This is a genomic window from Streptomyces sp. NRRL S-1813 (assembly GCF_000719605.1).
GTDB lineage: Bacteria > Actinomycetota > Actinomycetes > Streptomycetales > Streptomycetaceae > Streptomyces > Streptomyces decoyicus.
The window spans coordinates 155,328-178,570 of the sequence record NZ_JOHB01000008.1 but is presented as its reverse complement, the minus strand read 5'-3'; the positions used below and the strand labels follow the sequence as shown (position 1 = coordinate 178,570).

The 23,243-nt window shown below is 69.5% G+C and carries 21 protein-coding genes; 7 read left to right on the top strand and 14 right to left on the bottom strand.

From position 1 onward, the window contains the following. Positions 1-2 precede the first annotated feature (2 nt). Genes IF67_RS0114895 through IF67_RS0114870 form a run of 6 tightly spaced genes read right to left on the bottom strand, consistent with a single transcriptional unit; the run spans position 3 to position 6,610 of the window. Entirely contained in the window at positions 3-881 is an 879-nt protein-coding gene (locus IF67_RS0114895) for an ABC transporter ATP-binding protein (RefSeq protein WP_051818069.1), read from the bottom strand. Further along, positions 878-1,900, bottom strand: coding sequence for an ABC transporter ATP-binding protein (locus IF67_RS0114890; RefSeq protein WP_199812733.1), 1,023 nt, complete (start codon positions 1,898-1,900; stop codon positions 878-880). Before IF67_RS0114890 ends, IF67_RS0114895 begins: the two co-directional genes overlap by 4 nt. Positions 1,901-1,944: 44 nt before the next feature. Continuing rightward, positions 1,945-2,814, bottom strand: a complete 870-nt coding sequence (locus IF67_RS0114885; protein ID WP_030985824.1) for an ABC transporter permease — start codon at positions 2,812-2,814, stop codon at positions 1,945-1,947. Continuing rightward, positions 2,811-3,761, bottom strand: coding sequence for an ABC transporter permease (locus IF67_RS0114880; protein WP_030985823.1), 951 nt, complete (start codon positions 3,759-3,761; stop codon positions 2,811-2,813). Before IF67_RS0114880 ends, IF67_RS0114885 begins: the two co-directional genes overlap by 4 nt. 6 nt (positions 3,762-3,767) lie before the next feature. Then, positions 3,768-5,456: an ABC transporter substrate-binding protein gene (locus tag IF67_RS0114875; RefSeq protein ID WP_051818065.1), complete on the bottom strand. Its 1,689-nt coding sequence runs from the start codon at positions 5,454-5,456 to the stop codon at positions 3,768-3,770. Continuing rightward, on the bottom strand, positions 5,453-6,610 hold the full coding sequence (locus IF67_RS0114870; protein WP_030985821.1) for a C45 family autoproteolytic acyltransferase/hydolase: 1,158 nt from the start codon (positions 6,608-6,610) through the stop codon (positions 5,453-5,455). Before IF67_RS0114870 ends, IF67_RS0114875 begins: the two co-directional genes overlap by 4 nt. A gap of 125 nt (positions 6,611-6,735) precedes the next feature. On the opposite strand from IF67_RS0114870, the gene IF67_RS0114865 reads away from it, so the two are divergent. Further along, positions 6,736-7,662 carry a MurR/RpiR family transcriptional regulator gene (locus tag IF67_RS0114865; protein ID WP_051818064.1) on the top strand — a complete coding sequence of 309 codons (927 nt, stop codon included), beginning with the start codon at positions 6,736-6,738 and terminating at the stop codon, positions 7,660-7,662. Positions 7,663-8,164: 502 nt separating this feature from the next. After that, a complete protein-coding gene (locus IF67_RS45735) occupies positions 8,165-8,293 on the top strand; it encodes a hypothetical protein (RefSeq protein WP_267959196.1) in 129 nt (42 codons plus the stop codon). Positions 8,294-8,324: 31 nt separating this feature from the next. Here the strand turns inward: IF67_RS45735 and IF67_RS39170 are convergent, their stop codons facing one another. Next, the gene (locus IF67_RS39170) at positions 8,325-9,827 is read right to left on the bottom strand and encodes a serine/threonine-protein kinase (protein ID WP_107050232.1); all 1,503 of its coding nucleotides are present in this window, start codon (positions 9,825-9,827) and stop codon (positions 8,325-8,327) included. Between the two features lie 179 nt (positions 9,828-10,006). Beyond that, a complete protein-coding gene (locus IF67_RS0114850; RefSeq protein ID WP_030985818.1) occupies positions 10,007-10,852 on the bottom strand; it encodes a helix-turn-helix domain-containing protein in 846 nt (281 codons plus the stop codon). 250 nt (positions 10,853-11,102) lie between these two features. On the opposite strand from IF67_RS0114850, the gene IF67_RS0114845 reads away from it, so the two are divergent. Further along, complete coding sequence (locus IF67_RS0114845) at positions 11,103-11,861, top strand: SDR family NAD(P)-dependent oxidoreductase (RefSeq protein WP_030985817.1); 759 nt, start codon at positions 11,103-11,105, stop codon at positions 11,859-11,861. Positions 11,862-12,345: 484 nt separating this feature from the next. Here the strand turns inward: IF67_RS0114845 and IF67_RS0114840 are convergent, their stop codons facing one another. Beyond that, positions 12,346-14,097, bottom strand: a complete 1,752-nt coding sequence (locus tag IF67_RS0114840) for a PKD domain-containing protein (RefSeq protein WP_030985816.1) — start codon at positions 14,095-14,097, stop codon at positions 12,346-12,348. Positions 14,098-14,590: 493 nt separating this feature from the next. On the opposite strand from IF67_RS0114840, the gene IF67_RS0114835 reads away from it, so the two are divergent. Beyond that, positions 14,591-15,139 (top strand): YciI family protein, encoded by a 549-nt coding sequence (locus tag IF67_RS0114835; RefSeq protein WP_030985815.1) that lies wholly within the window; start codon positions 14,591-14,593, stop codon positions 15,137-15,139. Between the two features lie 234 nt (positions 15,140-15,373). On the opposite strand, the gene IF67_RS0114830 is transcribed toward IF67_RS0114835, so the two are convergent. The 5 genes from IF67_RS0114830 to IF67_RS0114810 form a co-directional block, all read right to left on the bottom strand. Continuing rightward, on the bottom strand, positions 15,374-16,351 hold the full coding sequence (locus IF67_RS0114830) for a DMT family transporter (RefSeq protein WP_051818061.1): 978 nt from the start codon (positions 16,349-16,351) through the stop codon (positions 15,374-15,376). A 155-nt stretch (positions 16,352-16,506) separates the two neighbouring features. Continuing rightward, complete coding sequence (locus tag IF67_RS0114825; RefSeq protein ID WP_234341102.1) at positions 16,507-17,697, bottom strand: argininosuccinate synthase-related protein; 1,191 nt, start codon at positions 17,695-17,697, stop codon at positions 16,507-16,509. A 13-nt stretch (positions 17,698-17,710) separates the two neighbouring features. Then, the gene (locus tag IF67_RS0114820) at positions 17,711-18,436 is read right to left on the bottom strand and encodes a 2OG-Fe dioxygenase family protein (protein ID WP_078889442.1); all 726 of its coding nucleotides are present in this window, start codon (positions 18,434-18,436) and stop codon (positions 17,711-17,713) included. 703 nt (positions 18,437-19,139) lie between these two features. Then, positions 19,140-19,826 carry a maleylpyruvate isomerase family mycothiol-dependent enzyme gene (locus tag IF67_RS0114815; protein ID WP_078889441.1) on the bottom strand — a complete coding sequence of 229 codons (687 nt, stop codon included), beginning with the start codon at positions 19,824-19,826 and terminating at the stop codon, positions 19,140-19,142. A gap of 314 nt (positions 19,827-20,140) precedes the next feature. Further along, positions 20,141-20,638 carry a GNAT family N-acetyltransferase gene (locus IF67_RS0114810; RefSeq protein ID WP_030985807.1) on the bottom strand — a complete coding sequence of 166 codons (498 nt, stop codon included), beginning with the start codon at positions 20,636-20,638 and terminating at the stop codon, positions 20,141-20,143. A gap of 572 nt (positions 20,639-21,210) precedes the next feature. Between IF67_RS0114810 and IF67_RS0114805 the strand changes: the two genes are divergently transcribed. From IF67_RS0114805 to IF67_RS0114795, 3 genes are all read left to right on the top strand, one after another. Further along, positions 21,211-21,669: a hypothetical protein gene (locus tag IF67_RS0114805; protein ID WP_030985805.1), complete on the top strand. Its 459-nt coding sequence runs from the start codon at positions 21,211-21,213 to the stop codon at positions 21,667-21,669. 263 nt (positions 21,670-21,932) lie between these two features. Further along, the gene (locus IF67_RS0114800; RefSeq protein WP_030985802.1) at positions 21,933-22,667 is read left to right on the top strand and encodes an SDR family oxidoreductase; all 735 of its coding nucleotides are present in this window, start codon (positions 21,933-21,935) and stop codon (positions 22,665-22,667) included. Positions 22,668-22,693: 26 nt separating this feature from the next. Then, positions 22,694-23,167 (top strand): nuclear transport factor 2 family protein, encoded by a 474-nt coding sequence (locus IF67_RS0114795; RefSeq protein ID WP_030985800.1) that lies wholly within the window; start codon positions 22,694-22,696, stop codon positions 23,165-23,167. The last annotated feature ends 76 nt before the right edge of the window (positions 23,168-23,243 follow it).

Below are 23,243 nucleotides of genomic sequence, written 5' to 3'. Positions count from 1 at the left end.
CGCTACGCGCTCAACCCCGCCGCGGCGGCGGCCGCCGCCGCCCTTGCGGGGTCCCAGCCCCGGTGCGGCACGGCCGCCAGCAGCGCCCGGGTGTACGGAGCCGCGGGCTCGGCGAGTACTTGCTCCGTGGGCCCCTGCTCCACCACTCGGCCGCGCCGCATCACCAGCGTCTCGTCGGTGAGGTGCCGGACCACGGCCAGATCGTGGCTCACGAACACCAGCGCCACTCCTGTGTCGCGGCGGATCCCGGCCAGCAGTTGCAGGACCTGTGCCTGGATGGAGACGTCCAGCGCGGCCACCGCCTCGTCCAGGACGAGCACCTTGGGATCGACGGCGAGCGCACGGGCGATGGCGAGGCGCTGCCGCTGGCCGCCGGAGAGTCCGTGCGGCCGGGCGCCGGCCTCCCGTGTCCCCAGGCCCACCTGGTCGAGCAGTTCCGTGGCCCGCTGTTCGGCGTCCCGCGGTGCTGTGCCGTGCAGCCGCAGCGCGGTGTGCAGACACTGGCGTGCGGTGAGCCGGGGATCGAGCGAGACATAAGGGTCCTGGAAGACCATCTGGATGTCCCGGGCCCTGGCCAGCCGCGCTGCCCGGCCCCGTGGTGTACGGGGTGCGCGGGCGTGGCCCTCGACGGTCACCGTGCCGGCGTCGGGCCGCACGAGCCCGACGAGCATCCGGGCCACGGTCGTCTTGCCGGACCCGGACTCCCCGACGATGCCGATCGAGCCGCCGCGCGGCAGCGTGAAGGAGATCCCGTCGGCGGCCCGGTGCCGGCCACCGCCCGGCAGGGGATACGTTTTGGCCAGTCCCTCGGCCTCCAGAACGGGCGGGTCGTCGTGCGCGGGCCGGTACGCCGGGTCGTGGAGCGGGTGTGTGCCGGTCATGGCTGCCTCTTCTCGGACGAGGGCGGGGTCGGGGAGGCGGTCGGCGCCGGGTCGTCCGGCAGTTTGCGGCAGGACGCGGAACCGCCGCCGGGGAGCGGGCCCGGGGCCGGCGTCCAGGTCGCGCAGTCGTCGTCGGCGTGTGCGCAGCGCGCGTGGAAGGGACAGCCGGGGAAGGTGTCGGCGAGGGACGGCGGGCGGCCCGGGATGGGGCGCAGCACGCGCGGCGCCTCGGCCAGGTCCGGCGAACAGGCCAGCAGCCCACGGGTGTAGGGGTGCCGTGGCGCGCTGAACAGGGCGCCGGCCGGCTGTTCCTCGACGACCCGGCCCGCGTACATGACGTACACCCGCTGGCAGTAGGCGGCGGCCAGTTGAAGGTCATGGGTGATGAAGAGCAGACCCATGCCGTGCTCGTCGCGCAGGGTGCGCAGCAGGGCGAGAATCTCGGCCTGGGTGGTGACGTCCAGCGCGCTGGTGGCCTCGTCGGCGAGCAGCAGCCGGGGGGTGGCGGCGAGCGCGCCGGCGATGACGACGCGTTGCAGCATGCCGCCGGAGAGCTCGTGCGGACGCTGCCGGATGCGGCGCTCCGGGTCGGGCAGGCCCACGGTGCCCAGGAGTTCGAGGGCGCGGGCGCGTACGGCGGGGCGGTCGAGTCCGCTGCGGGCGAGCCGTTCGGCGAGGAAGTCGCCGACCCTGCGGACCGGGTTGAGAGCCGAGCGCGGGTCCTGGTGGACCATGGCGACGGCACCGGCGCGGTGTGCGCGCAGCGCCGCCCCGCTCAGGGACAGCACATCGGTGCCGGACACCTGGACGGTGCCTTCGGCGCGTGCGCCCTCGGGCAGCAGTCGCAGTGCGGCCTTGGCGGTGGTGGACTTGCCCGATCCGGACTCCCCGACCAGGCCGACGATTTCGCCGGGGCCGACGCGCAGCGAGACCTCGGCGAGGACGGGGCGGGCGGTGCCGGGCAGGTGGAGGGTCAGCCGGTCGATGTCCAGCAGCGGGGCGGCGTCCGGCGGGGGCATGGACGGGGCGGCGGCGGGGTGCGTGGTCGGATTCGGCATGGTGGCTACCCCTTGGCGGCGAGACGGTCGGCGGCCCGGACACCGGCGACATTGAAGGCCACCACGACGGCGGCCACGGCACAGCCCGGCACCATGGCCGGCAGCAGCGCCCCCTGGACGATCGCGGCCTGGCCCTCCTGCACCATCAGCCCCCAGTCGGAGCTGGGCGGCTGGGTTCCGAAGCCCAGATAGCTGAGGGTGGCCAGGCTCATCAGGGCCTCCCCGAAGAGGACGACGAGATAGCCGACGAGGGACCGGCCGAGGTTGGGGACGAGGTGGCGGACACAGATCCGGGCACCGCCCATGCCCTGGACGCGGTAGGCGTCGATATAGGGCTTGGCGCGTTCGGCGAGGGCGATGCTGCGGGTGTATTTGGCGATGGTGGGGGCGAAGGCCAGCCCCAGGGCGATCACCGAGGTGGTGATGCCGGAGCCGAAGACCGCGATGATCAGCACGACGAACAGCAGCCCGGGGAAGGCGTACATGACGTCGGTGACCCGGCTGAGCAGGGTGTCGACCCAGCCGCCGCGCCAGGCGGCGACGGTGCCCAGGGTGACGCCCAGCACGGCGGCCAGCGCGAGCAGCAGCAGCGGTGCGATCAGGCTGGTCCTGGCCCCGTACAGGACCCGGCTGAGCAGGTCCTGGCCGGAGGCGTCGGTGCCCAGCAGATGCTCCCGGCCGGTGCCGGTGAGCGAGGACGACAGGTCGATGGCGTCCGGCGCGTACGGGGCGAGCAGCGGCGCACCGAGCGCGGCGAGCACCACCAGCGCGAGGAAACCGGCGGCGGCCGTCGGACCGACCGGACGCTTGGTCCGTGGGCGGGGGGCGGCGGCAACTGCGGGGCCGGGCCCCGCCGCCGGGCTGAGGGAGGTCATACGGTGCTCCTTGCGGCCTTGATCCGCGGGTCGAGCAGCGGGTGCACGAGGTCGACGACGGTGGTGGCGAGGATGTAGCCGGTGACCATCAGCAGCAGGACGGCCTGGGCGACCGGGAAGTCATGGGTGTTGATGGCCCCGACGAGCAGCGAGCCGATGCCGCTGATCCCGAAGGCGGTCTCGATGACGACGGTGCCGGCCAGCATTCCGGCGGTGACCAGACCGCACATCGTGACGATCGGCCCGAGGGCGTTGCGCAGCACATGCCGCAGCACGATCTCGCGCTCGGGGACGCCACAGGCACGGGCGACCTCCACATGGTCGGCGGCCGCGGCGTCCAGCATGGCCTGCCGGGTGACCCGGCTGATGATCGCCAGCGCGCCCAGTGCCATCGACAGCGCGGGCAGGGTGAGGTGGTGGACCGTTCCCGCGAAGCCTGTTCCGCCACCGGTCACCGGGAACCAGCCGAGCTGCACCCCGAAGAGCGAGATCAGCGCGATGGCGGCGACGAAGGAGGGGACGGAGCCGGCGAGGGTGGTGGCGCCGACGACGGCGGAGTCCACCCAGCCGCGGCGCACCGCCGCCAGCACCCCGGCGCCGACACCCAGCAGGACGAACAGCACCGTCGCGTAAGCAACGAGTTCGAGGGTGGTGGGCAGCCGGGCGGCCAGCAGATCGGCCACCTGGTCGCCGTATCGGAAGGACCGCCCCAGGTCGGTGTGCACGCAGTCCCACAGCCACCGGCCGTACTGGACGACCAGTGGCTCGTCGAGGTGATATTGCGCGCGGACGCTGGCGAGTTTCTCGGGGGTGAGCTTGTCGCGGCCGCCGGCGAGGAAGACCGCCGGATCCCCGGGGGCGGCGTAGACGGACGCGAAGATGACGAAGGAGGCGGCGAACAGCGTCGCGATCAGGCCGGCGATGCGCCGTACGAGTCTGCGGACCACGGCGGTTCAGTCCTTCCCTGGGGGCTGGTGGGAGGGGGCGGACCCGGGCTCGGTACCCAGCTCGGCGGCCCATGGGTAGTAGAGGTGGGCCTGTGAAGCGGGCGGCCCGGTCAGCCCGTCCTTGAGGACGAGCACGGCGGGCACCTGAGCGACGGGGATCCACACCGCCGCGTCGGCGAACTCCTTCTGCACCTGTACGGCGAGCCGGGCGCGCGCTCCGTCGTCCAGGGTGCGCATCGCCTGGTGCACCGTGCTGTCGTACGAACGGCTCTTGAAGCCGACCCAGTTGTTGGGGCTGTCCGACAGGGCGTTGTCGTAGAAGCCCATCGGGTCGCTCTTGGAGATGTACCAGTCGCCGACCAGCACATCGATCTCCGAGCGGGCCTGTGGGGAGCTGTAGAACTCCTCGAACTGGGCGGTCGGCACGGTCTTGATCACTCCGGCGAGCCCGATGCGCTGGAGCGCGGCGCGCACCGCGTTGGCGATGACGGTGCGCCCCTGGCTGGCGTCCGCGCCGATGACGATCGGTTCGGCGGGCGCCCCGGCCTCCTTCACCAGCTTCCTGGCCCGCGCGAGGCCGGCGGCGTCCGGCCGCTCGGGGGCGGTGGCGTTCAGCTTCCGCTGTGCCGCGGCGAATGCGGGTTTCGCATAGCCCCAGGCACCGGAGCCGACGGGGGTGGCCCAGGGCTGGACGAGGCCACCGTAGCCGGAGGCGGCGATGCCGGCGCGGTCCAGAGCGAGGGACAGCGCGCGGCGGATCGCTGGGTCCTTGAGGCCGCCGCGCTCGGTGGGGATGAGGGCGAGGGAGGCGGTGCTGGGGCCGTAGTGCTCGCTGAGCCCCTTGCGGCCGGCCAGCGCGGCGGCGGTGTTGGGGGATTCGGCGTAGCCGCCGTCGGCGGCGCCGGTGGTCAGGGCGTTGACGAAGGCGCTGTCGGAGGCCCAGCGGAAGACGACCTGCCGGGTCAGAGGCTTGCTGCCCCAGTAGCCGTCGTAGCGGCGGATGGTGAGCGAGTCACCCGACTTCCAGCTCTTGAGCTCATACGGGCCCGAGCAGGCGTCGCCGCGCCCCGGGGTACCGAACTCCTTGCCGGCCGCCTGCACCTGGCTGCGGTGGTAGACCAGCCCCGCATCGCCCGCGAGCGCCTTGGTGAAGAGGGCGTCGGGCTGCTTGAACGTCACGGTGATCTCGTGCGGACCCGTCTTGGTCATCTTCTTGACGTTGCCGAACTCGTCGGCCTGCTCCATGTCCGGGTCGGCGTGCCGTTTCAGGCTCCACAGCACGTCGTCGGCGGTCATCTTCGCGCCGTCGTGGAAGGTGACGTCGTCACGCAGGCTCAGCACCAGGGTGGTGGAATCGGGGCGGGTGACCTTGCGGGCGAGGAAGGGGCGGACGGACATATCGGGCTGAAGCTGGTAGAGCCGCTCGCAGACGTTGGTGAGGACCGTCCGGCCGGCGCTGGTGCCCTGGGTGTCCAGGTCGAGGGAGTCCGGTTCGTCCTCCAGCAGCCAGTTGACGCTGCCGAGCCGGCCGGTGGCCTGGGCGGTCGTGGGGGTGAGCTTGAGGTCGGCGGCGTTCAGTGGCTTGCCGCCGCCGAGGGCGTTGGTGGCGCCGCTGCACCCCGCCGCGCCCAGGGCGAGGGCGGCGACGGCCGCGGCCAGCAGGGGAGTGGCCGGCCGCCGGAGTATGCGCTTCATCGGTGGGCCCCCGGTCCGTCGTAGAGGTTCCACGGCGCCCGCTGGTATGCGTGCTCGCAGGGGGTGCCGGCGGTGGCGTGGTATTCGCCGCTGGTCAGATCCACGCACGAGGAGACCAGCGTCGTCCAGTGCCGGAGTGCCTGCTTCCGGGAATCGGGGTGGGTGCACAGCGACTCGGGGTGGCCGAGGTGGTCCGACATCGCCTGCCGGATGATCTTGCGTGACTCGTCGGGTCCGGTGGACGCACGCAGTGCCCGCAGCCCGGCCTCGGCGCGCGGGACCCGCAGGAGGGAGTCGGACGACATCGGGCGGTACCCGGCGGCGAGTGCGGCCGGCACGCCGGCCTGGTAGTGGTTGCCGTGCACCAGGAGCCCGTCGGTGGGATACATCCAGCCGTGTCCGGCCGGGGTGGTCTCCAGGTCGACGGCGAACCCCTCGCGACAGGTCAGCAGCGCGTTGCTGGCGATGTGCGCGCGGGTGCGGCACAGCACTTCGAGGGCGTCGGTGATGCTGGCCTGGTCCAGGACGCTGCGCCGTACGACGGTCTGCGGCAGTCCGATCGCGTCGTCGAACCGCCCGCCGAGCCCGTTGGCGTTGAGCGCGATACCGGCCGAGCTGGCGCCCTGGCGGCCGATCTGTCCGGCTTCGACCTGCATGATCAGGGTCGGTTTGGGCGGCTGGACGATCCGTATCAGCACGACGGTGTCGGCGACGCCGGCCCGCCAGTCCCAGTTCTGCCCGGCGTAGACATGGCCGTCGCCGCTGGCCTCCCCGTAGGCGGCGTAGGAGGTGCAGCCTTCGGCGGGTTCCTCGTCGTCCGACAGGGCCGCCTCGCTGATCTTGGCGAAGGACTTGTCGTACATGACCTCGCCGCGGGCGTTGAGGGCGAGGATGTCGAGCAGGTCGACGGCCGCGCCGTCGGCGATGCCCTGCATCTCCTCGACCAGGTGGGGTGCGTAATCGCGGACCGGCGCCAGCCAGCGGGCGGCACGGGCGGTGACCTGCTGCCACGTCAGCCCGCTGGAGGCGCCGAAGGCGGCTTCGTAGTACGCGGTCGCGGCGTGGATGCGGTCGCGCACCGCCTCGCCGTACTGGCGGCCTCGCTCGGCCGGCGAACCGGCGATCTCGATGACCGGAAGGGCGCGCTGTGCCATGTCTCTCCCTGTGCAGGACCCGGTGCCGGGACACGTCGTGCTGTAACGTCGATTTCAGCAAGTGGGTCTCTTGGAACGTGTTGTCCAGGAGAGTAATGCCGGTCTCATGAAAGTCAAGGGTTGTAATGGGGATTCCAGAAGAGTCCGTGGGTGAGGGCACCGGCCTGACGCGGCTGCGAGCCGCCGTCCGCGACGCCTGGGACGAGCTCTCCACCTCCGAGCGCGCAGTGGCCCAGTACCTCGTGGGGGCCGAGCCCGAGCAGCTGCTCTTCGCCAGCGCGCAGGAACTGGGGACCGCCAGCGGCACCAGCAACGCCACCGTCGTACGCGCCCTCCAGCGCATCGGCTACGCGGGCCTGCCCGCCCTCAAGCGCGATCTGACCACCGACTTCACCACCGCCGTCGCCCCCGAGGTCCGGCTGCGGCAGCGCATCGCCCATGTCGGCAAGGACCTCGCGGGCATCTGGGACGACGTCTTCGACGAGGCGGCGGAACGGATCGGGCACGCCCGGCGGCTGACCGACGCCGAGTCCTTCCAGCGCGCGGTCGCCGCGCTCGCCCCGGCCGGGGAGGTGTTCTGCTACGGCGTTGCAGCCTCCGAAATCGCCGCCCGGCACCTCGCCCTGATGCTCGCCCGAACCGGCCGCCGGGCCCGCTTCCTGGGCGCGACGGGCTTCGCGTTCGCCGATGCGCTGCTGCCGCTGGGACGCGGCGACGCGGTGGTGGTCTTCCAGCCGGGGCGCCCGCTGACGGAGTTCACCGTGCTGGTCGAGCGGGCCCGCGCGGTCGGCGCCAAGGTCGTCTTCGTCACCGATGAACTCGGCCACGCCTTCGAGGGCCGCGTCGAAGCCGTACTGACCGCGCCGCACACCCCCACCGGTATCACCGCAGAGTCACTGACCGGCCTGGTCATCGCCGACGCCCTGCTGCTCGCCCTGACCACGCTGGACGAGACCCGCGCGGTGGAGACCTCACATCAACTGACTGCGCTGCGCGAACAGTTGCTGCCGCCCGGGGTGAGGACGCGGGTTCGGAGGGACCCGTCGTCCTAGGGCCTGATCCAAACGACCGGCCCTAGGGGCGCAGCAGGCGACGTTCGCCCTGTTCACGAGTGGGCGAAGGCGTTCATCGGCGGCGTGTTCGTACCGTCGGACTTGATCGATCGGCGACCCGCAGTCGGCGTCCACCCTGGAGTGACCTGGTGGACGACCAAACGGATCAGAGTTCGCCGCAGGGCTCCGTGGCTGCCGCCGCAGGGCCCGTACCGACCAACGTCATGGGCCTGTCCCCGGTGTTCACCGACCCACTGTGGCGGATATCCGTCCGCCTGAACCCCGTGGAAGTCGACCTGCTGCGCACCGCACCGCTACGGCGCCTGCACTTCGTCGCGCACGGCGGGGAGCGGCTCGCCCGGATGACTGATCCGCAGCTGTGGTCGGCGTTCGACTCCTGCGCTGCCACGCGGGCGGAGAGCGCCATGATCCGCTACGAGCTGCATCGGTTGCGGGTCACGGCCGGACACGCACCCGGGGACAGCTCTGGTCGGGACTTCTCATGCGCAAGATCTACAGCTCCGCGCCGCTGGTGGAGGGGCAGCGGATCGAGGTATCCGCCCCCGAGCTGGCGGCTGAGCTGGACGCCCTGAGGTCGTTGCCCACCAAGTTCCGCGTCCGGTGGAGCTGAGTGCCGGCCTGAACAGTCCCTGCCGCGGTCGTTAGCCCGCGGTGGGAAGCGACTGGTAGCGGCTGCCCGCGAAGTGCCGCAGTGCGGTATCGAGGCCGTCCAGGCGGGTGCGCGTCTCGTTCGTCGCGGAGGAGACGATCGTGCACTTCAGCACACCTGTCCCGGCGTGGAGCGGGGAGGGGACCCGGGTGTCCGTTCCTTCTTCGAGGGCTGCCGTCACGGCGATGCTGTGCCTGTTCCGCTTTCCGGTGAGCGTGACGGAGGAGATGTCCCGCCAGGGCACCGTGAGCGTGTGCGGGCCGTGCCGTACAAAGAGCCCGTCCGCTCCGACCCGCAGTGCCCTGGGCCTGAGGAGCGGCAACGAGACCTTCAGCCCGTAGAGCAGATGCAGCAGCATGGCGAGGAACACCAACGCGAACGCGGCCGGGGGCCCTTCGGCCAGCACTCCGATGAAGAGCAGGAAGCCGGCGACCGTGAACGCCGACACGGCCGGCCGTCGCATGCGGCGCCAGCAGGCCGCGAGGCCCCATTTCTCCACGGTGAAGGTGGGGAGGCCGGCCGGCGGTTCAGCAACCGGCCGGTGCCGGCGCGGTGCCGGCCTGGGCGGCTCGGTCGTGGCCGTTGAGCTCGCTTTCTGCGGCCCGGTGGCCGCCACGGCATCCGCTTCGGAAACGGCCTTCGCCACGGCCCTCGGCGCGATGCGCGGGTCGGGGATCGTCGCGCGCGGCATTCCCGCGAGGCGTGCGAGGAGCGCATCGGCGGTGGGCCGGGCCTCCGGAGACTTGTGCAGACAGTCCTGCACCAGCCCCCGCAGCCCGTCCGGCACCGCGCTGAGATCGGCTGCCTCGTACACCACCCGGAACAGCAGCGCGTGGGAGGACCCGTCACCGAAGGCTCCGGCGCCGGTGGCCGCGTAGACGAGCAGGGAGCCGAGCGAGAAGACATCCGAGGGCGGGCCCACCGGCTGCCCCAGTGCCTGCTCCGGCGACATGAAGCCAGGTGTGCCCAGGACGGTCCCGGCCTTGGTCAGATCGGTACCGCCGGTGGTCTCCAGGGCCTTGGAGATGCCGAAGTCGATGACCCTCGGACCGTCGTCGACGAGCAGGACATTGGAGGGCTTGAGGTCGCGGTGGACAAGGCCGCCTCGGTGGAACGAGCCGATTGCCTCGGCCAGTCCGGTGCCGAGCCTGAGTACCTCGGCCTCGCCCAACGGGCCCTGCTGGATGACATGTTCGGCGAGCGAGGGGCCGTCGACGTACTGGCTGGCGATCCATGGCATGGTGGCGTCCGGATCCGCGTCGACGACCGGCGCGGTCCAGAAGCCGCCCGCCCGCATCGCGAGCTTGGCCTCGCGCCGGAACCTGTCGCGGAAGCCGGGCGTGGCCGCCAGATCCTCCCGTACGAGCTTCACGGCAACCCGCCGCCCCGTCACGGATTCTCCGACGAACACCCGGCCCATCCCGCCCGAGCCCAGACGTCCTATCAGCTGGTACGGTCCGGCGGCCCGTGGGTCCGCAGCTTCCAACGGCTCCATCAAGCTCCCCATCCAGCTCACTCAGATTTTCCGAGGTCTCACCCTAGGGGGTGTCCGGCCGATGACCACGGCGGGGTTCGCAGAGCCGGAGAACGAGTAAGCGCGGCGCGGCCCGTCCCACTCGTAGCGGTACGCCTGTCCTGCGGGGACGACTGCGACTCGTGGCGAGGCCGCTTGTTCTACGGGTGCGGGTCTCGTACGGTCTGCCGCCGGGTGGCGTTGATGGCGCCGAGCAGGGACAGCGCTTCGGCATCGGGGCTGCCGGGTTCGGCGTGGTAGATGACGAGTTGCTGGCCGGGTGCGTCGCGGACGTCGAAGGCCTGGTAGGTGAGGGTGAGCGGACCGACCTCGGGATGGTTGAGCTGTTTGGCGTCCTGGGTCTTGCCGCGCACGCTGTGGGCCTGCCACAGAGCCGTGAACGCGGTGCTCTGCTCGCTCAGTGTGCCGACGAGCGCGTTGAGCCGGGGATTGTCGGGCTCAAACCCGGCCGCCTGACGAAGGTTGGCCACGGTGACCTGTGCGGTCCAGTCCCAGCGAGTGTAGAAGTCGCGGCCGGCCGGGTCGAGGAAGGTCATACGGGCGAGATTGTCCGCCGGGTCGAAGGGCGCGAACAAAGCGTCGGCCAGGGCGTTGGTGGCCAGGATGTCCAGGGTGCGGCTCAGGACGAAGGCCGGGGTGTTGGGGTAACCGTCCATGAGCTGGCGCAGTGCCGGGCTGACCGCGTCCCGCTGCGGCACAGCGCCGTCGATCGGTGTGGTGCCGGCCAGCCGGTAGAGGTGGGCGCCGGCGTCGGTGTCGAGGTGGAGGGCGCGGCTGAGGGCGTCGAGGACCTGGGGCGAGGGATGCCGTTCCCGGCCTTGTTCGAGGCGGGTGTAGTAGTCGACGTTCACTCCGGCCAGAACCGCGACTTCCTCACGACGTAGCCCGGCGACTCTCCGCACGCCGTAGCTCGCCATACCGATGTCTTCGGGCCGCAGGCCGGAGCGCCGGGCGCGCAGGAAATCTCCCAGGACGTTGTCGGGCATGCCCCCAGGCTAAGCAGGCGATCGGTGCGTTGCCTGGGTGTGTGGCACCCAGGCAACGAACGTCTCTGGTCAGCGGCTTGTGTGGCGTTGAGACTCGGTGGTGACAGGGGCTACTGGGGTGGCGGGGCGACAGGCCGTGGTCGCGGGCGGACGCTTCATTGCCGCCCCCGGCACCGCCCGCCCCCGTTCGAGCGCCGGGTCGGCACTGTGCCCCCGGCGAACCCCGACCGAGAGAGAGGACGACGCCGCAATGACGGGACAACGACTTGATGGCAAGGTCGCACTGATCACCGGTGCGACGGGAGGAATCGGCGCAGCGACCGCCAAGCTGTTCGCCCGCGAAGGCGCGCGGCTGGTCGTCACCGACGTCCACCAGGAGCGCCTCACGGCACTCACGGAGGAGATCGGGGAAACCGGGGCGGACGTCGTCTCCGCCTGCCTGGATGTCTCCTCCGCACGGCAATGGGACGGGGTGATCACCACCGTCCGCGAGCGGTTCGGCACTCTGGACATTCTCGTCAATCTCGCGGGCATCCTGGACTGGCCAGGCATCGAGGACACCCAGGAAGACGCGTGGAACCGCGTCATCGACGTGAACCAGAAAGGCACCTGGCTCGGGATGAAGGCTGCCATGCCCCTGCTGCGCGCCGGCGGCAACGCCTCGGTGATCAACACCTCGTCCGTCCTGGGCCTCGTGGGAAGCGGAGCAGCCGCCGCCTACCAGGCATCCAAGGGCGCGGTGCGCCTGCTCAGCAAAACCGCGGCTGTCGAGTACGCCCGTCAGGGAGTACGGGTCAACTCCCTCCACCCCGGTGTCATTGCCACGCCGATGATCCAGGACCTCCTGGACGAGCAGGGCGACCAGCAGCCGGACATCGTGCGTACCCCGATGCGCCGCGCGGGCCGCGCCGATGAGATCGCCTCGGCCATGCTCTTCCTGGCCGGCGACGAGTCCTCGTTCGTCACCGGCACCGAGCTGGTGGTCGACGGCGGCCTCACCGCCCACTGACCCCTCCCCGCGCGGACGGAGAAGACCGGACCAGCCGCTCGCTCACCAGCGACTCCCGTTCCTCGACGCGTGGTGGGCACGTCCTTCGGGGGCGTGCAGGAGGGCATGTGCCGGGGCGGAAAGCGGGCCTGCCGGTCTCCGCCCCGACGCGCGGACTCAGGCGGCGGCGGGTGTGTCGTGGGTGCGTCGTCGCCTTCGGCGGTGGTGAGCTCGCCGAAGAGGGAGGCGAAGCGGAGCTGACCGGCATCGTCGAGCTGCTGGTTACGTCTCGCAAGGGCCGGGGGCGTGGGGAAGCGCTGACATTTCCATAACCCGGGAAGGAAACCGACAACACAAACGTCACTTGTCGGCGGCGCGTGGAGACCGTGGAGTGGCGAATGGCCACTGGCCACCGGTCATTGGTTCATGGGACGTTGATCAGTGTCGGCGCGCTCATGCCGAGGGGCGGCCCGCGCCTGCGAGCCGCCCCCCATTTCCGGAGCCTTCAGTCCGTGGTGATGGCCCGAGCGGCCTCGACCAAGACCTTCCTCCCATCCTGCCCGGTCATCACGAGCCGTGCCAGCCAGGGACCCTTACGGTCGTACGCATGGGTGACATCCGCCTCGCCGGTCTCCTGCTGCGTACCGTCGCCGAAGTACCAGTGGTAGCGGTACCCGCGGGCGGGTGGCTTTCCGTCCACGGTCACCGACATGCGCACCTCACTGCCGACGCGCGTGCTCTCCGGGACGTTCAGCTGCGCCCGGGGTCCCTGCCGGGGGAGGTGGAACCACTCGCGAACACTCGGGTTGAGGAGGAAAGCGTCGGCGTACTGCCGGGCGCCCTCGATGTCGGGATGTGCGACGGCCGCGCTCAGACACTGCGCCGGAGTCGCGCTGAGCTCGGGGCAGGCCCGTGTGCGCAGCGGGAACGCCGGGTCGGTCACCGGAGTGCCCCAGACCTTGGAGTCCCGGGTGAGCAGGGCATTGTCCAGGGTGAACAGTCCATCGGCCGCAACCGCATACGGACCGTCCTTGGACGACTCGTTGGCGGCGGCCGCCGCCTGATGGTAGGCGGCATTGGCCAGTTGGGTGTACTGCTCATAGCGCGCGGCAACGCTGCCGAGAGCGCCCTTGCAGGAGGTCAGCCGTGTACCGGCGACTCCCGGGGTCGAGCAGGTCTTCACGGGGACCGGAGAACTGCTGCGGCTCAACGCGTAGTAGAAGTCGGCCACGATCACCTTCGGCCGTCCCGGCAGGGAGTGGGCCTTCTCGATCGCCGCCTGCATCCCGCGTCCGCCGTACCCGACCTTCGCGCCGCTGAAGTAGGGCACGTCCTTGGCCGGGTTCTCCGCTGCCGCGCCGATGCCGGAGCACTCGCGCTTCACCGCCTCGGGCAGGTTTCTCGAGCCGGGGGTGATGCCGACGCCGATGCCGAAGAAGGGATCGAGGTCGTTGATGCATCCGTTGATCACGACCAGATCGAGGCCGTAGCCGCCCGCCCGTGCCTGTGCGCCCGCCTTTTCCAGTTGGCAGAAGACGTCCGGCATCTGCTGGGTGACCTCGCCGAACTCCATCTCCCCGTCGCCGTCCGGGTCCTGCTTCTCGGTCGTGCGCAGACAGGCCGCGTCATCGTTGCCCGCGGGCAGCTCGGGCGCGTCGAGCACCGCGCCGGAAATCGAGTAGTCCATATGCTGATGACCCCGGCCCGTCTCACGGCCGAGCAACTGACCCGTCAGATAAGGAAACTTCTGATCGTGGTCCAGGCCCTGCCCCCAGACTACGGAGTCACCGACGGACGCCACCCGCACGGGATCGCACCCCCTGCGTACCGTGTCCCGCCAGACCTTTCCGTAGCGCCCGGGGCCATGGCCGGACGAGGCGGCGATGCGGGCGTCGACCTGTAGGGCGGTCTCGGCTGCGGGCACCCGGTCGAAGGGGATGCTGAACTCCGCCGTGCCGACATGGGCGGCCATGGCGAGGCGCCCGCCGGCCAGCTGCTCTTCACCGGCCCGTACGCGCCACTCCACCGAGGCTCCGGCCTTCGCCGCGGCGGGGTCGTACACCTGCACCCGGCCGTGCACGGCTCCGCTGCACACCGGATTCGGCGTCAGGTCCACGTCGAGGACGAGAGGGAACGCCGATCCCGGCAAGACGCCGGCCTGTGCCGCGGCGGGGTGTCCGCCGAGGAGCTGGCCGAGGAGGACGGCGACCGCGCCGACCGCCGCGGCACGCCTCGCCGCCCACGAGCGACGGGCCACTCCCGGCCCATTCGGAACGGAACCCGCGCCGGTGCCCGCCCGCCTCGGCGCAACCCGCCGCGACCACGCTAATTTCACGCCAACACCCCTGATTTCGCTGCCATTTAAGACACTCGAGTCTCTGCGGAACCAACTGAGTCCCGCGTCGCTAGGGATGATCGCAGCCGGGCGGCCTGCATGGACCGCGAGCGGAGCCCCACACTGCGTGAAACTGATCACTTACCTGAAGTTACGCTCCGCAGTGCAAGGCAGTGGGCCGCAGATCGAGCAGCCGGTATCGAGCAGCCGACGGCCGGAGCGGGGAAGCCCCGCTCGCCGAACTCGATGCGGCCTCATGTCGGGACCGGTCATGCGACAACCACGGTGATGTCGTTGCGCGCTGCCCGATCCGATCCGCGGAACCGTGAGCGGACTGCTCTGCCCTGCCCTGTAGGGCCCGTTGGAGCGAGGGGTGTGCAGGTGTGCCGGTGTGCCGGTGATGAAGACTGTCGGCATGGAGTTTTTCTGCTACCACCGCGACCGGCCCGGCTCCCTGGAGCTGCGTAATGAGCTGCTGGAAGAACACTGGTCCTACATGGACCGGTACGCAGCGGAGATGATCGCCCGCGGCCCGACCCTCACCAGCGACGGCGACGCGCCCACCGGCAGCGTCCACATCGTCGACCTGCCGGATCCCACCGCCGCCCGCGCGTTCGCCTTCGGTGAGCCCGGCTACCAGGCAGGCGTGTACCGCGACGTCATGCTGCGCCGGTGGCGCAACACGCTGGGACGCACCATGTGGGAATTCCCCGGTGGCCACACCGGTGGCAACCGGTACCTGGTGCTCGGCCTCGGCACCGGGCGGCCCGCCGACCTCGATGTGCCGCCCGAGCAGGACGAGTTGATCGCGTACGGGCCGCTGCTGTCCGACGACGGCGCCACCTGGCTGGGCACGGCGGCGCTGGTACGGGCGCCGGACCCGGACACGGCACGCGCCGTTCTCACCTCCGACCGGTACGCCGACATCGAGGTCCACAGATGGCAGTTCGGCGGGCGATCATGAGCGGAGGCGTCGGCGGTCTTGCACGGCACTGTGTCAGCCGTCAGTCCGGGCGCTGAACTGCCGCCGCCCAGGCCCTGAGCCGCCGCCCAGGGCCTGGGCACTCCTCGATGCGATCGGTCACGCCGCGCACTGACGTGGGCTACCGCATCTCACGTTTGAGCAGGAGCAGTATGACTCTCTACGAGGATGAGAGAGGCAGGGCCTGGTCGAGTAGGGGCGCCGCTGCATGAGTCATCATCCCGCCACGGGCCGGCCTGCTTCTGCGGGCTCGGGAACTTCTTCGGCGGCGAGTGCAGCGGATGCGTTCCTCTCCTGTGCCTCCCGGTGCTTCCTTTCGATGCGCTGTCCCCACCCGGCTCCCACAAGGATCAGGGCGGCACCCACCGCGCCAAAGATCCCCAGGCGGTCCCCGCCGAGGACGACACCGACCAGGAGCGCCCAAATGGGCTCGGTACCCAGCAGCAGACTGACCCGGGACGGCGAGGTTTTCCGCACTGCCCACATCTGGACGAAGAATGCGAAGACCGTGCCGATCAGCGCCAGGTACAGCAGGACGATCCAGAGACCGGGGTCGAGCCGGGAGGCCACAGTCCATGCGGGTACCCCTACCAGCGGACTGACTGCGCAGAACAACACTGCTGCTGTCGTCATCTGCACGTAGGTGAGGCTGAGCGAGTCGTACTGCTTCTGGGCCGACCTGCGGTGCATCACCGTGACGTGAACGGCACGTGCCGCCGCCGCAGCCAATACCAGCCAGTCTCCCGCAGTCGGGGGGCGCAGCCCGGTTCCGGATGCCAGGAGGCCGACGCCGACGACTGCCGCGGTAGCGGCGATGAAGAACTGCGGCGGGAGCCAGGACCTGCTTACGGCGCTGTCCAGGATGGGGGTCATGACAATGGTGAGACTGATGATGAGCCCAGCATTGGTCGCACTGGTGTGAGCGATGCCGAACGTCTCGAAGAGGAGGACCACCGCCAGGATGGCGCCGAGGAGCATCCCTGTGGCCACTTCATCACGCTTGGCCGCTCGTAGTCTGCGGAGACAGACAGGCAGAAGTGCCACCGCCGTCACCGCGAACCGGAGGGCCAGAATGGCCATGACGGTGCTGGGCGTGACGAGTTCCTTCGCGGCGAGATAGGTGGATCCCCAGACGGCAGCCACCGCCAGCAGAAGAAGGTCCACCAGCCGGACGCGTGCTTGGTTTGCGAGCATGGTTGCGCTCTTTCATGAATGGCGCCGGAGCTCCTGGGCCGCGAACCAGCAGAACGCAAACTGCCTAGCCGCGGGGAGCTTGGGCGTGATGCGGAGGTGCGGTCGGGGTCCGGTCGCCGTTTCCGACCGGACCCCGACCGCACCGGGCCGGCTTCTCAGACGAGCTGATAGGGAGCGTTCTCGACATGGATCGAGAACTTTTCCCAGGCCTCGCGATCGCGGAGATAGCGCGGCTCGTCGGCGGTGATCGAGCGGGTCTCGGCCCCGCCCGGCGTCAGCTTCCAACGCACGTATCCGGTCACCCGCACCGCGCAGGTGTCGATAAAGGACTGAAGCGCCTGGTGCAGCTCGCCGAACCAGCGGCCTTCCAGCGATTCACGCACCCACAGCTGTTCCAGATGCATCTTCTCGCGCATCGTCTCGGCTTCGAGGACGGCGGTTTCCAGATGCCGGTAGGTGCGCAGCAGCAGCCAGGCTGCCGGCATCTCCCTGATCTCCAGGACCTTCTCGCCGTTGTCGAGATGCTCCAGACCGCTGTAGCGGCCGATCCCGTATGCCCCGACGCGGGTATTGAGCTCGGCGATGAGTTCGGGCAGGGGCATATCGACCCCGTTGACACTCACCGGTACGCCCGCACGGAAGTGCACGTCGAGGGTCTCACCGGACAACTCCGGCTGCCTGGCGCTCCACTGATACATGTGCTCGGGCACCGCATGGTCTTCGGGGTCGTCGAGAATGCCGGATTCGAACTCACGGCACCACAGATTCGAGTCACCGGAGACGATGCGCTCGCTCATCTGGTCCAGGCCCACAGCCTTGAGTTCCTGGATCTTCTGGTCACGGTCCACCGGGTCAAGGTCGTACGGGCTGCCGTACGGACCGGAGAAACCCAGCAGAGCGAGGGCTCCGTTGAGCCGCCGCAGCGTATTCTGCGAACGGTTCGCGGTGTGCAAGATGGCTACGGCCCCGAGTTCCTCGGCCAGCCCCACGGCGAGACGGGCGATAAGGGGGCGGCTCAGTGTGGAACTGACCGGGTGGGTGTCGAGGTAGACCGCCTGGGCTGCGATCGCAGGCCGGACGAACTCGTCCACGAACGCCTGGCGTCCGTCAATGATGTGCAGGCGGGCGCCGAGTTCATCCGCGATGCGCTGCTTGTGTTCGCTGCTCTCGTCTTCGCCGAGGTCGACACTCACCGCGTGAATGTCCCGGAACCCTGCCTGCTTCAACCGGAGCAGCAGGTAGGTGCTGTCCAGCCCACCGCTGAACAAGGTGACGACAGGCCGGCCCGGATCCAGGACCGCGGGTGTGAGCTGCCGGAAGGAACGGATGATCTGATCTCGTATCACGGTAGTTCCCTGGTCAGCTCTCGGTACGGGTGAACATGGCGATCAGCACGTCCCGATGGCCTCGGCCGTCGGCGGCAGAGGGGCTGAGCGGAGTCACGCTGTGCAGGAGCCGCTCGTCGTCCGCGAACAGGAACTCGCCCGGATCGGACAGCTCAACTTCCCTGAGGCACTCTTGAGTCTGCGCCTCGTAGACCGCGCTGACTCCACCGTCGATGGAATTCCGCTCGATCAGCAACGTCAGTACGAAGTCGACGCCGTCACGGTGCATCCCTTCGGGCGTGGGCTGTCCGTCTTCATTGCTCCGGGCCAGAATGCGGTTCTGGAAAGTCTGAATCTTCCAGGTGGCTTCTCCCACGGTTTCCGACAGCGAGTCGGCGCACCATTGGAAGACCGACCGCAGGACGGGACTGTCTGCGACATGCGGTTCGAAGGGCTCGAAGTGCCGCTCGATCCCCCCGTTCAGATAGTTGACCTCCGTCGTCTGGGAGTAGGGCACGTGAGAGAGTAAGGTCATGCCGCCGGCGGCGGTGTCGTACGAAAACTCCGAGTAGCGGCGCTCACGATAGGTGCCGCCATCGGCCATATAGCCGTCCTGGCTCAGGTTGTTCCAACTGTCCGTGAACTGCTTCCATTCGGCGCTCTGGATAAACTGAGCACCCAGCACCGTGCTGAGCTTTCCGTGGATGTATCCCTGACTGTTCAGGTGCGTCACGGGAGTGGGAGTGACAACGTCGTTCATGGTTCATCCTCTCCTGCGGTGTACATGCGCTAGGCGTGTACTCGTGGGGTGTTCACGGGCGGCTGGACACGGAATCGGATCCAGCAAGACCGCGAACGGGATAGATAGAAATAGCTAGAAGTGGCCGCACTGCTCGTAGCCACGGACGAGCTGAACGCTCGGTGGTGTGAACGTATCGCCAACCGATCGCTTGTGGATCTTGGATGGGGAACATCATCCGGGCTGCGCGGGGGCCAGATGTGGCGGTTTCACGGCAGACGGGCGCAATAAACCCCTCCCAGAGCCTGGTTGGAAGGATGATTTCCGCCCTTCTGTGACTCCCGCAAGAGAATCGGCACGGTGAGCGCCTCAAACGGAGCACTTGTTGCGGATTGAAAGAAAACATCCCTTAAGTGCCCTGCCGAGTGAAGATGATCACAGGCGCGGCAGCGAGGGGATCTCGCCACCTGGCCGAGAGCGACTCCCGGCGCCGCTGTAGCCACGCCGGTGGGTTCGAAGATGGCGGTCCTGCCCGAACGAGCTGCGGGCTCACGACACCAGCGTCGGCGACGACTGCGTCCTGTGGCTCACCGGTCCGGGTCTTCCGCCCCATCCCTCCCGCGGCGAGCACTATTGATCCCACTTCCCTGCAACGTGGTGGGACGGCTGGGGCGTTGGCGGACACCGTTCCAGGGCCGGAGAGCCAGGGGAGGGCGTACGACTATCACGGCACGGTGGCCGACGCTGCGATCCGGCTGTGGCTGTAAGAGCGCCGCCCGACTGACGCGGAGGCCGGGCAGGCCGCCGACCTCAGTAGACGATGGACACGATCTGGCAGGCGGCTTCGGCCAGTTGCCGGTCGCCGTCGATGTGGGAGCTGTGGGTCCAGGTCGGTTTCCTGGCCGACGGCGTGGCGGATCTGCTGACGGTGGGTCCAGAACTCGGTCAGGTCGCGGGCGCAGTCCAGCCACATCGGCGCCGGGTCGATGCCGGCCCACGACACCCCGAGCGAGCGAGCGCCGGGGGCAGCCGTTTCGAAGAAGCGGGCGACCTGCCCGCCGACCAGTTCCAAGGTGTCCGTGAGGGCGGCGGGGCTTACCCGCGCCAAGGCGTCGACCCACTCCTGGTTGATGCGGTGGATGAACGTCTCCAGGGTTTCACCCGGCGCAAAGCGGGGCCCTTCCTGATGGCCGTCGCGGTCGCGGGCAAGGCGCCCGTAGAAGGCACCGAGGAGGTGCGCGGCGAGATCGTGCACGGTCCAGCCCGGGACCGCCTCCTCGCCCCCGTCGGCCGGCTCCAGGCCACGCAGCACGGCCCTGAGCGCCGCATGCTCGACAACGAACAAGGGGCGGGCGTCGATCGGGGCACCGAGCCAGGAATGGCCCGGATCATGGGCGAATTGGGGGCTCATGCCCAAAGAATGCCAAGCGCCTGCCTGATCGGCCACGGAGTATCCCCTTCAGGCCGTACGCGGCGACAGCAATCACTCCAAGAGCGCCGGTGCCGGACTTCACGATGCGTCGGATACTTCCTCCCGGGCCTGTCGGTCGGGTCACTCGGTCCAGAGGAAGACCGCTCGCTCCACCGGCCGCCGCGACCACGGCGACCGGTCAGGGAGCAACGGCTCGCTTCACGCCCACTGGGCATGGCATCCGTCAACGGCACGTCATCCACGCAACGATCAGACGCTCGTCAACGACACGATGCAGGCACTCCTCGCACGCGTCACGAGGCGCGAGGCAGTGCGAGCCAGTCCTGCCAGCTGATGTCGCGGCCCAGATAACGGGGCTGCTGGAAGGGCCAGTCGGCGGCGATCCACTGCGGGACCAGCGCGTCGAGCGCACGCTCCACCTCGCCGTCGGCGTGGTCGTCCACCACCCACCAGGAGACCTCTCCGTCGGAGCCGGTGCGCTCGGGCGGGTCGATATAGACGCAGCCGAGGATCGCGGTCTCCTCCTCGTTCAGCAGCGCGTAGTTGAACGACTGGTGCGCGGCTATCTCCTTCTCGTGCCGCAGCAAGTCGATGCGGTCCTCTTCGTAGGTCATCGTTTCCTTGGGCCAAGCCCAGGCCGGGCCGAAGATCTCCCACAAGCGTTCTCGGGAGCCCATCACGGCGGGGTAGTCGAGCGCGGTGTCCGCCTCCCGGATCGGCCGCAGGTGGAGCGCGGTGTGGGGCACGGGCACGTGGAGGGGGTGGACGAAGTCCTCAGGCAGCCAACTCATAAGGGCTGAGGCTACAACCGGCCGGCGCGGGATGTTCCAGGCAACGCGGGTGCCACGGCGGACGACCACCGGGCTCCGACAAGACCGCCCGATCCACCAAGCCGTGCCCCGTACATCGCTGCAAACCTCCTCTGGACCAGGTGATCCATCAGACGCCCACCAAGTCTCCGACGCGGGGGAGGTGCGACCATCGTGGTCATGAGTAATAGGGGGGAGGCGCCGGTCGGCGTCACGCTGATCGGGGAAGGCGCTGCGCCGGGCGCGGTCGTGGCGGTCACCGGGGGACGGGTGGCGATCGATACCGGTGACCGAGTTGAGGTGTACGAGCAGCAGGCATTCCTTGCCGGCGCGCGGTCCGCGTCGTATGCGCTGCGCCTCCCGCCGCAGGCCAAGGCGGCCTTGGCGCCCGACGGCAGCTTCGTCATCGCCGAGGGCGCGGCGGTCCGTGCCGTGGACGCTGACGGCAGTACCCCGCCACGCTTGTCCTGTCGTGCTGGAGCGCCTGGTACAGCTGGTCGACCTGGTGGATCGATCCGCATAGCGACAAGTTGGGTATCCGCGGGGGAGCGGCGATGCGGGAGGTGAGCGGTTCGCTGCCGGGGGCGGCTCAGGTGTTGACGATGCGGCGCGCTGAGAGCATCGCGTACCAGGACGACTGCGACGAACTCGCCCTGCACGATGCGACCACGGGTGAACAGGTCGCGTTGTTCGATCTCGAGGAGCTCGCCACCGACCCTGACTACGACGAGTTCGACGAGGCCTACGTCCTCGATGCGGAACATGTGCTGGTCACTGGCACGATGCACTCGCAGGGACGTGCGCCAGAGGTCTGCCATTGGCTGTTCGAGGCGGTGACACTCCAACCACTCGGCCGACTGCGATACCCGGGATCGGTCAGCGAGGAGGTGACCCCGCTCGGCGATGGCACCTGGCTCACTGGGCAGGGCGGACAACTCCAGCACTGGGCGTTTGCCGCGCCAGCCGGTGCCGATGGTCACGTGCCGCGTGATGCGGGCGCAGGGCGCCGCTGACCGCATCGAGGATCTGTGGGCCGGGGAGGGGACGGGCTGTGCTCGCGGCCTTGTTGCGCGCGCAGGAAAGACTCCAAGAGCGTTGCTGGGGTGAGCATTTCAGGCTGGATCGGCCCAGGGCCGTGTTCCTGGGTGCGCCACACCCAGGCACAGACTGGCCTGGCTGGTTCTTTCGCCGCCGCCCAGACTCCGGAGAGCTGAGAAGCCCGTGACGGTGTGTTCCACCGCGGGCGGGCACTTCGTTCTCTTCAAGGAGGAAAGCCATGGCACACATCACCAAGGCTGTAGCGATCACCGGTGCGAGCAGCGGCATCGGTGAGGCGACCGCACGCCGTCTGGCGGCGGACGGTCACCGGGTCTTTCTCGGCGCGCGTCGCACCGCCCGACTGGAGCGACTGGTCGAGGAGATCACGGAGGCGGGCGGCACCGCCGCCTTCGGAAAGCTGGATGTCACCGACGCCGCAGACATGCACGCGTTCATCGACGCGGCGGTGTGCGAGTACGGCCGGATCGACGCCCTCGTGAACAACGCCGGTCTGATGCCCCTCTCCCCGCTGGGAGCGCTCAAGATCGACGAGTGGGACCGCATGATCGACGTGAACGTGCGGGGAGTCCTGCACGGCATCGCCGCCGCCTTGCCAGTGATGCGCGCACAGGGCGGCGGGCACTTCGTGAACATCGCCTCCGTCGGCGCGTACGAGGTCTCGCCCACCGCCGCCGTCTATTGCGCCACCAAATTCGCCGTCCGTGCGATCTCCGAAGGACTGCGCCAGGAGTCCGCCGGGGACATCCGGGTCACCCTCGTCTCTCCCGGCGTGACCGAGTCCGAACTCGCGGACAGCATCTCCGACCCTGCGGCCAGGGAAGCGATGAAGGCCTACCGCGCCGTGGCACTGCCCGCCGCAGCCATCGCGGAGGCCATCGCCTACGCCGTTTCGCAGCCGCCGCAGGTCGACGTGAACGAAATCGTCGTCCGTCCCACCGCAAGCCCCCAGTGACCCACCCCGGGAGGAGAGGAGCAGGAATGCCGCCCACTGCCGCCGACTACGACAGCCTCGTGCGAAGACTGCGGGACCTGGAGGACAAGGAAGCCCTGCGTGCCCTCATGACCCAGGGGTGGCGGGCACTGGACCAGAAGGACTGGCAGACCTGGATCGAATGCTGGGCGGATGACGCGGTGCTGGAGTTCGGGCCATGGGAGAAGACCTACGGCAAGCACGCGATCCGCGCGACGGTGGAAGCTGCGGAATCGGCCTACCCGACCATGCAGCATCACCTCCTGAACACGCACTTCGACATAGCGGGCGACCGGGCAACCGGCATCGGCTACATGTGGTTCGTCGCTGTCACCGAAGCCGGGAAGGCCGCCTCCCCCTACTCGATGGGCGGCCCCTATGACTGGGAATTCCGCCGGGGTCCGAACGGCTGGCTCCTGACACGTCAGAGGCTCGGTGTCCTGTGGACCCAGGGGGAGGACACCCTGAAGGCCTTCGAGTAGGGGGTTCGGGACCATCCGCCGGGACGCTCCCGGCTGTCACGTACGGCACCGGAGGGGGCATACCGGCATCGGGAGA